7 protein-coding genes are annotated in these 6,000 nt (G+C 58.2%); all 7 read left to right on the top strand.

The features are described 5' to 3' along the window. Nucleotides 1–428: 428 nt before the first annotated feature. The 7 genes from MC380_RS08560 to MC380_RS08530 all read left to right on the top strand — a co-directional run bounded on the left by MC380_RS08560 (nt 429) and on the right by MC380_RS08530 (nt 5,990). Nucleotides 429–1,235: a hypothetical protein gene (locus MC380_RS08560; protein WP_242164193.1), complete on the top strand. Its 807-nt coding sequence runs from the start codon at nt 429–431 to the stop codon at nt 1,233–1,235. Nucleotides 1,236–1,294: 59 nt separating this feature from the next. After that, a complete protein-coding gene (locus MC380_RS08555) occupies nt 1,295–1,726 on the top strand; it encodes a hypothetical protein (RefSeq protein WP_242164192.1) in 432 nt (143 codons plus the stop codon). Nucleotides 1,727–2,850: 1,124 nt separating this feature from the next. Next, the gene (locus MC380_RS08550; RefSeq protein ID WP_242164190.1) at nt 2,851–3,351 is read left to right on the top strand and encodes a nuclear transport factor 2 family protein; all 501 of its coding nucleotides are present in this window, start codon (nt 2,851–2,853) and stop codon (nt 3,349–3,351) included. 512 nt (nt 3,352–3,863) lie between these two features. Further along, nucleotides 3,864–4,241, top strand: coding sequence for a hypothetical protein (locus tag MC380_RS08545; protein ID WP_242164188.1), 378 nt, complete (start codon nt 3,864–3,866; stop codon nt 4,239–4,241). A 74-nt stretch (nt 4,242–4,315) separates the two neighbouring features. After that, a complete protein-coding gene (locus MC380_RS08540; RefSeq protein ID WP_242164186.1) occupies nt 4,316–4,915 on the top strand; it encodes a class I SAM-dependent methyltransferase in 600 nt (199 codons plus the stop codon). Between the two features lie 78 nt (nt 4,916–4,993). Beyond that, the gene (locus tag MC380_RS08535) at nt 4,994–5,506 is read left to right on the top strand and encodes a GNAT family N-acetyltransferase (protein WP_242164184.1); all 513 of its coding nucleotides are present in this window, start codon (nt 4,994–4,996) and stop codon (nt 5,504–5,506) included. 76 nt (nt 5,507–5,582) lie between these two features. Further along, nucleotides 5,583–5,990, top strand: coding sequence for a GFA family protein (locus tag MC380_RS08530; protein ID WP_242164182.1), 408 nt, complete (start codon nt 5,583–5,585; stop codon nt 5,988–5,990). Nucleotides 5,991–6,000 lie beyond the last annotated feature (10 nt).

Below are 6,000 nucleotides of genomic sequence, written 5' to 3'. Positions count from 1 at the left end.
AAGAGCATAGGCTGCTAGGTGGGCCGGTGTACCAGGTCGTAGCCAAAGACCGGTCGCATTGAGCCCTAACAATTCATTCAAGCCGAACCCGCTTCGCGGGTCGGCTTAATTCAGGCGTTAGGCCGCATGTAGAACCAACATGGAGTGGTCAATTCGCGCCATGCCGCCAATCGTTCTCCGGTTTCTGTCCGACCTGGCTCGCCTTGGCGCCCGAGTGCTCTCGCGGCATCGGGGCATCGGTGCTTGGTCGACCCATGTTGCGTTTCCAGCGGCATTCTTGGGCTGCGCCCTGCCGTGGTCGGCTCCCGGCCACATGGGGCGGCGGTCCATCGCCTCCTCACTGTTCCCGGGCCGCGCTACAGTGCGGCCTAACAGTTCGTTCAAGCCGAGGCCGCTTCGCGGCCCGGCTTAACTCAGGCGTTAGACCTGTGCACCGACTATCCGTAAATCTCAATCTTGCAGCGCTACTTGGTCGCATCAACAGGGCGCTGGAAGAGGCTTCACGATTCGTATCACGCGGACTAAGTGGAGGAGCGCAAGGTGAAGCGACCGAGGTTGCGCCGTTCTCGATCGAGTTTAAATCAGGGCTCAGTTGGAGCCGCGAAGAGGAAGACTCGGCATGGAGGAGCTGGATACTCAAGAACGGATTCCGGGACATTGCCGAGTTGATCTCAGTTGTCCTCGAAGAGGCGCATCAAGTTCTAACGCTATACGCGCTTATCGGGCGGCAAGCGGCAGGTGAAACCTTGGATGCATCAGAGCTTTCCCTAAGAGACAAGGAGATATCTAAATTCCATCGGCAGTCGTTGTCTGACAAGCTTGACTGGCTTCTTGCGCAACCGGATTTCTCCATCCCCGATGAAAAGCTGGAAGAAGTAAGATCTATAAACGCTGCACGTAACTGCCTTGGCCACCGATCTGGCATCGTCGGAGAGAGGGACAAGACGGACGGTGACAGATTGGTAGTTAAGTGGCTCGGCCTTGGTACTGCCGTTGAGGTCGAAGGTGTAGAGATACCTTTCGAGCCACCGATGTATCTTGAGAAGGGTGGAACTGTCATAACACGCCTGACGCGGAGAACCAAAGAGTTCAAAATTGGAGATCGGATAGACTTTGATCAGCGTGACTTCTCGGAAATCGCTTGGACAATCTTCGCGTTCGCGCAGGCTGTCGCAACGGGACTGGAGCATGCAGGTAAAGCTCGTGGCATCAACTTCCCAGAAGCACAGGTCTAACAATTCATTCAAGCCGACGCCGCTTCGCGGCTCGGCTTAATTCAGGCGTTAGGCACCACATGACACAGCACCGTTCAATCAAGCTAAGTACGCTCGGCCTTGGCGTTGGCGCTCTCGCGCTTCTCATTGCAATTGTGCATTTCTGGGTTGTAGCAGCCGCTCCTTCGCCACCGATCGAAGATGTGATCGCGGATAAGGTCGTCGCTATCCGAGACGCCACAGTCGACCGTCTGACGGGTCGGGTTAAAGAACCTCAAAGGGACGGTTCGTGGGACCGAGATCAGATCGTAATTGCGGCCACGTCGCTGCTAGGCGGAATTGCTATTGTCTTATCCGTGTTCGGATTCGTCCGCAAAGAGCCTCGGCGGCCTTGTATTGCTGCGGCTTTTTTAGGTGTAGCTGCGGTAGCCTTCCCATTCGTCATCGGCGCCATAGGCGCAGTTATTGCTCTCATTGCAGTCGGCGCCATACTCAGCCTGTTCTTCAGCTAGTGGTGCCTAACAATTCATTCAAGCCGAACCCGCTTCGCGGGTCGGCTTAATTCAGGCGTTAGGCCTCATGAAAGGCATGCTCGAAATCTCGGATCTCGGCACCTTCGATTCCGCAGAACCATTCCCTGCTCTCGATACGGTAGAGCTACTCAACCGCGTGCAACGGGCAGGGCGTCGCTTGGAAAAGCTAACCGGGACACGTTGGGACATCCCTAGCCCCTCGTCGTTTCAAGACGGGGCTCTCTTCACACACACCTCAACCGGTAGTCCTAGCTCGCCAACCTCGATCTTGTTCTCAAAGTTCGGCGACCTAATTACTACCGGCAGGTTTGGTAGCCCGCCATACACTCACTCTTCTGATCAGATTCTATCGTTCATCCAAATACTTGAGAGCGACTACAAGTTCCGGTTTGTCCAGCCTAGCATCCTAAACCTGGACTATTCAGGGGTCCTCTCACGTTACAAAGTAGGCACTTGGTTTCAGCGATTTTTCTGCGACGTGTACTGGACCGCAGGCAAAGCGCATGAGGGCTTGCTGCGGTGGCCATGAGGCGTAACAATTCATTCAAGCCGAACCCGCTTGGCGGGTCGGCTTAATTCTGGCGTTGGGTGGCCAAGCAAACAATGTCGCTGCCCAGAATCTACGCTGACTTCAACGGACTCGTCCGCGGCGTCAAGAACTCCGACCGAACCGCTGTCGTTCTTGACACGTTCGGCTCTCTCCGCGATCTAGCCAATGCCGGCCTAATACTGCGCGAGGGGCTGCCCCTTGTCGCATTCGACTGGTCAGATGACGATGAGGATCTTGAGGGTCACGGAACGGCCCAATACGACCAAGCCAATGGTTGGTGGGTGGTCGAGTTTGATGAGAAGGGCGTTAGGTACGTCCCTGCCAGTGACCGGAACCCCGTCAATCAATTCTTGTGCGTACAGTGCCGGGCAAATCTGCCGCAAGACTTTGCGCAGGCGGCTTTCCAGCCAGATGCTGTATGTCCGTCCTGTGGCGCAAAGGTGGTTCTGCCAATTGCACGTCCCGGGTTGGCCACCTAACAATTCATTCAAGCCGAAACCGCTTCGCGGTTCGGCTTAATTCAGGCGTTAGGCAACACCAAGGACCCCCCCCCATGCGAAGTCTGCTGCTATCGCTCTTATTGGTACCGCTTTGCGCGTCTGCCGTTGAAATCACGCCTGAGGCGGCGGTTTCCACGCTGTGGAGCGCTTTGTCCAACGATCCTGGCACCAGTGCGGATCTCGCCGCTCTCAAGCGGATTTTCCATGAGGATGCCGTGATCTTCGGCGGGCGGTACCAGGCGGGTGTCCCCGTCATGCGCCGCTCCACAGCCGAAGATTTCCTCAAGCACTACGAGCGCGCCGGGGAGAAAGGCTTCTATGAGTGCGAGGTCTCACGAGTCATACAGACCTACGACCGCTTCGCGGTGGCGTATAGCGTCGTGGAGTCGAGGACCGACAAGACCTCAACCGCCCCCGATTTCGTCGGCGTCAACAGCGTCCAGCTGTACAAGGTGGGGTCGCAATGGCAGGTCCTGTCGCTGTACTACCATGTGGAAAAGCAAGGGCTGCCCATTCCTCTAGGCGGTGGAAGCTCAGGCAAGTGCATTGACTAGCAATTCGTTCAAGCCGAACCCGCTTCGCGGCTCGGCTTAATTCAGGCGTTAAGGCCCATATGAAGTATCTCGCGCTCGTTGCCTTGATGATCCTCGTTACTCCTACCATCGCCGGTACCGCCCCAGTGAAGGACTCGCCTAGCAGACTCGCTCAGAATGCGCCGCTCGCTTTGGCATCCCGCCAAGTGATCGGGCCAGATCGGCAGCCCGTTCTCTTTGCATTTCGGCTCACGCCCAATAACGAGCATGATTCTGGCTGGGTATTCTGGAGCGGCAATGAGGATCAAGAGTTTGTGAATGACAACGCCAATACCGTTGTCACTCCGCTCTCGGCGTTCCTACAAATGGACCCAACTTTGTCAGACCTCATCAACCGTCCTGCTGGTACTGCGTGGGAGCGAGACGCTCCCGGCGCTCCGTGGCAGGAGGTTCCGGGGTACCTGGATGGGCCCTAACAATTCATTCAAGCCGAACCCCCTTCGCGGGTCGGCCTAATTCTGACGCTGGACGCCATGAGATACGGTGCCGCCACACTGATAACGGCATTTGTGTTATTCGCCGGCATCGCGCTCGCCGGCGCAGGCCATGGCTGGGTGTCGGGAGGGTTCGGATGCTTTGCCCTTGCTCCCATATCTTTTGCCGCCTGGGCAAATGCACTCAGCCGCAAGCCATCGCTCCATAGCGCCATCGCAACTTTGATCTTGGGGCTTGCCGTGTCCCTGGTCGTGGTTGTTGCCACGAAATCTGAAGGCTTCGAATATTTCTTCGGCTATTGGCGCACTTCCGGCATCACGGGCATATTGGTAGGGAGTTTCGCGTATCTCAACTGGGTGCTCATGTCGGTACTGGCAGTGTTCCGTGCGCAACGGGCCCTGCCGCCTGGCACCTAACAGCTCATTCAAGCCGAAGTCGCTTCGCAGCGCGACTTGGTTGACGCGCCAGGCCACGCAACGGAGGACGCAGGATGTCGATGATGGCCATGCCCGATCACGATCCGTCGAACGGCTATGAGTCTGTCGCCACGGAGTTCATGGCGCGCCGCGAGCAGTCTGGCATCGGCGCCGCGACGGTGCGGTCGTGGGCCAGATCGCTCAAACCCGGGTTATCGATTCTGGATCTCGGCTGCGGTCATGGCGTGCCGATCTCTGCGGCATTGATGGACGATGGATTCGACGTCTATGGCGTGGATTCCTCGCCGACTCTGGCCGCCATGTTTCGTGACCGTTTTCCTCGCGCGCACGTGGTTTGTGAAGCGGTCGAGGATTCAAGTTTCTTCGGTCGAAAATTCGACGCCATCGTTGCGGTTGGGTTGATGTTTCTGCTGCCGGCCGACGTGCAGGACAGGCTCATTCGTCGGATCGCTCAGACATTGAGCTCCGGTGGACGTTTTCTGTTCACATCACCGGCAGAAGCCTGTATCTGGAAGGACGTACTGACCGGCCAGCAGTCGTTGTCGTTAGGAGCGGATACCTACAAAGATCTCATTTCGAATGCAGGGCTCGTCTTGGTCGACGAGTACCTGGATGGGGGAGATAATCATTATTACGACAGCCGCAAGCGGTAAGGTCAGGCTTGCAGACTGGTCGCGTACGCCGAACAGTTTCCCGAGCCGGAACCGCTTCGCAGTGGGTGCGAGAAACCTATGTCACAGGTCGCAGATCCGGAGAGCATCGCGCTCATACCCGTCGACCTTCCCAACTTGCGCCGCCTTGCCGCGTCCGAGGCTGTCGACCTTGGCGCGATGGCGATTCCAGACGGCGCGCTGCCGCCTGCCAAGGTAGCGACTCGCGCGCTGACCCAGCTGGAACTCGGCAGACCGCCCTTCTGGTGCGTCCCGTTCCTGGTGGTGTCCGAGATCCGTCAGTCGGTTCTAGGCGGGTGCGGGTTCAAGACTGCGCCGGTCAATGGCACGGTGGAGATCAGTTACGGCGTTGCCCGGAGCGAGAGAGGCCGAGGGGTTGCGACCTCGGCTGTCGAGCGCTTGCTGCAGCTGGCAGCCTCGACCGGGCTCGCACAACAGGTGGTTGCCCATATACTCCCTGACAACGTGGCGTCTTCCAGGGTGGTATCGCGTCTGGGTTTCTCGAGCGGCCAGGCGTTGGTCGACAGCGACGGCGAGACGGTCGTGCCGTGGGTGCGACGGATCGCACCCTGACGCCTCCACCCAAGCCGGAGCCACTTCAGGGCGCGGCGCAATCAGGCATCAGGCATCTTCGGAGGGAGCATCGCGCATGGCGTATTCGGGTGGATGTCTTTGCGGCAACGTGCGCTATGCAACGGATGCCGACGCTGCATTCGGCGGGAACTGCCATTGCACGGATTGTCAGCGCGCTTCTGGCGGTCCCTACGCTCCGGTCATGATGTTCCCAATGGGCACCGTGAGCATCACCGGCATCCCCAAGTTCTTCGTCTCGAAAGGGGACAGCGGCAACGCTATCGAGCGTGGCTTCTGCCAGAACTGCGGGACGCAACTCTTCTTGAAACTCGAGGCAATCCCCGGCTTGTTCGGGATACGTCCTGGTTCGCTGGACGACCCGTCCTTGTACCAACCCAGCCTCGACTTCTACGTATCCAGCGCCCAACCCTGGGATCATATGGATCCGGGCCTTCCAAAACGTCCCCTGTCGCCGCGCGGGTAAGCGGCTGCTG

This window comes from Lysobacter sp. M15 (assembly GCF_022662515.1).
Lineage (GTDB): Bacteria > Pseudomonadota > Gammaproteobacteria > Xanthomonadales > Xanthomonadaceae > JAKPBU01.
The sequence above is the reverse complement of the archived record's forward strand: the minus strand, read 5'-3'. Positions and strand labels throughout refer to the sequence as shown.